General features: G+C 51.5%; 3 protein-coding genes. 2 read left to right on the plus strand and 1 reads right to left on the minus strand.

The window, feature by feature from the left end:
* A partial coding sequence (locus IO95_RS19205; RefSeq protein WP_037386707.1) for a tetracycline resistance MFS efflux pump occupies positions 1-532 on the minus strand: 532 nt, incomplete at its 3' end.
* A gap of 296 nt (positions 533-828) precedes the next feature.
* Between IO95_RS19205 and IO95_RS19210 the strand changes: the two genes are divergently transcribed.
* Both IO95_RS19210 and IO95_RS24380 read left to right on the plus strand, forming a co-directional pair.
* Positions 829-1,689, plus strand: a complete 861-nt coding sequence (locus tag IO95_RS19210) for a broad-spectrum class A beta-lactamase TEM-1 (RefSeq protein ID WP_000027057.1) — start codon at positions 829-831, stop codon at positions 1,687-1,689.
* A gap of 1,114 nt (positions 1,690-2,803) precedes the next feature.
* On the plus strand, positions 2,804-2,966 hold a 163-nt coding region (locus IO95_RS24380), incomplete at its 3' end, for a LacI family DNA-binding transcriptional regulator (RefSeq protein ID WP_200874192.1).

A 2,966-nucleotide genomic window follows, 5' to 3' on the forward strand; every position in this document is an offset into this window, starting at 1 on the left:
AGCCCAGTAGTAGGTTGAGGCCGTTGAGCACCGCCGCCGCAAGGAATGGTGCATGCAAGGAGATGGCGCCCAACAGTCCCCCGGCCACGGGGCCTGCCACCATACCCACGCCGAAACAAGCGCTCATGAGCCCGAAGTGGCGAGCCCGATCTTCCCCATCGGTGATGTCGGCGATATAGGCGCCAGCAACCGCACCTGTGGCGCCGGTGATGCCGGCCACGATGCGTCCGGCGTAGAGGATCCACAGGACGGGTGTGGTCGCCATGATCGCGTAGTCGATAGTGGCTCCAAGTAGCGAAGCGAGCAGGACTGGGCGGCGGCCAAAGCGGTCGGACAGTGCTCCGAGAACGGGTGCGCATAGAAATTGCATCAACGCATATAGCGCTAGCAGCACGCCATAGTGACTGGCGATGCTGTCGGAATGGACGATATCCCGCAAGAGGCCCGGCAGTACCGGCATAACCAAGCCTATGCCTACAGCATCCAGGGTGACGGTGCCGAGGATGACGATGAGCGCATTGTTAGATTTCATACACGGTGCCTGACTGCGTTAGCAATTTAACTGTGATAAACTACCGCATTAAAGCTTATCGATGATAAGCTGTCAAACATGAGAATTATTCTTGAAGACGAAAGGGCCTCGTGATACGCCTATTTTTATAGGTTAATGTCATGATAATAATGGTTTCTTAGACGTCAGGTGGCACTTTTCGGGGAAATGTGCGCGGAACCCCTATTTGTTTATTTTTCTAAATACATTCAAATATGTATCCGCTCATGAGACAATAACCCTGATAAATGCTTCAATAATATTGAAAAAGGAAGAGTATGAGTATTCAACATTTCCGTGTCGCCCTTATTCCCTTTTTTGCGGCATTTTGCCTTCCTGTTTTTGCTCACCCAGAAACGCTGGTGAAAGTAAAAGATGCTGAAGATCAGTTGGGTGCACGAGTGGGTTACATCGAACTGGATCTCAACAGCGGTAAGATCCTTGAGAGTTTTCGCCCCGAAGAACGTTTTCCAATGATGAGCACTTTTAAAGTTCTGCTATGTGGCGCGGTATTATCCCGTGTTGACGCCGGGCAAGAGCAACTCGGTCGCCGCATACACTATTCTCAGAATGACTTGGTTGAGTACTCACCAGTCACAGAAAAGCATCTTACGGATGGCATGACAGTAAGAGAATTATGCAGTGCTGCCATAACCATGAGTGATAACACTGCGGCCAACTTACTTCTGACAACGATCGGAGGACCGAAGGAGCTAACCGCTTTTTTGCACAACATGGGGGATCATGTAACTCGCCTTGATCGTTGGGAACCGGAGCTGAATGAAGCCATACCAAACGACGAGCGTGACACCACGATGCCTGCAGCAATGGCAACAACGTTGCGCAAACTATTAACTGGCGAACTACTTACTCTAGCTTCCCGGCAACAATTAATAGACTGGATGGAGGCGGATAAAGTTGCAGGACCACTTCTGCGCTCGGCCCTTCCGGCTGGCTGGTTTATTGCTGATAAATCTGGAGCCGGTGAGCGTGGGTCTCGCGGTATCATTGCAGCACTGGGGCCAGATGGTAAGCCCTCCCGTATCGTAGTTATCTACACGACGGGGAGTCAGGCAACTATGGATGAACGAAATAGACAGATCGCTGAGATAGGTGCCTCACTGATTAAGCATTGGTAACTGTCAGACCAAGTTTACTCATATATACTTTAGATTGATTTAAAACTTCATTTTTAATTTAAAAGGATCTAGGTGAAGATCCTTTTTGATAATCTCATGACCAAAATCCCTTAACGTGAGTTTTCGTTCCACTGAGCGTCAGACCCCGTAGAAAAGATCAAAGGATCTTCTTGAGATCCTTTTTTTCTGCGCGTAATCTGCTGCTTGCAAACAAAAAAACCACCGCTACCAGCGGTGGTTTGTTTGCCGGATCAAGAGCTACCAACTCTTTTTCCGAAGGTAACTGGCTTCAGCAGAGCGCAGATACCAAATACTGTTCTTCTAGTGTAGCCGTAGTTAGGCCACCACTTCAAGAACTCTGTAGCACCGCCTACATACCTCGCTCTGCTAATCCTGTTACCAGTGGCTGCTGCCAGTGGCGATAAGTCGTGTCTTACCGGGTTGGACTCAAGACGATAGTTACCGGATAAGGCGCAGCGGTCGGGCTGAACGGGGGGTTCGTGCACACAGCCCAGCTTGGAGCGAACGACCTACACCGAACTGAGATACCTACAGCGTGAGCTATGAGAAAGCGCCACGCTTCCCGAAGGGAGAAAGGCGGACAGGTATCCGGTAAGCGGCAGGGTCGGAACAGGAGAGCGCACGAGGGAGCTTCCAGGGGGAAACGCCTGGTATCTTTATAGTCCTGTCGGGTTTCGCCACCTCTGACTTGAGCGTCGATTTTTGTGATGCTCGTCAGGGGGGCGGAGCCTATGGAAAAACGCCAGCAACGCGGCCTTTTTACGGTTCCTGGCCTTTTGCTGGCCTTTTGCTCACATGTTCTTTCCTGCGTTATCCCCTGATTCTGTGGATAACCGTATTACCGCCTTTGAGTGAGCTGATACCGCTCGCCGCAGCCGAACGACCGAGCGCAGCGAGTCAGTGAGCGAGGAAGCGGAAGAGCGCCCAATACGCAAACCGCCTCTCCCCGCGCGTTGGCCGATTCATTAATGCAGAGCTTGCAATTCGCGCGCGAAGGCGAAGCGGCATTTACGTTGACACCATCGAATGGCGCAAAACCTTTCGCGGTATGGCATGATAGCGCCCGGAAGAGAGTCAATTCAGGGTGGTGAATGTGAAACCAGTAACGTTATACGATGTCGCAGAGTATGCCGGTGTCTCTTATCAGACCGTTTCCCGCGTGGTGAACCAGGCCAGCCACGTTTCTGCGAAAACGCGGGAAAAAGTGGAAGCGGCGATGGCGGAGCTGAATTACATTCCCAACCGCGTGGCACAAC

Source organism: Serratia sp. DD3, assembly GCF_000496755.2.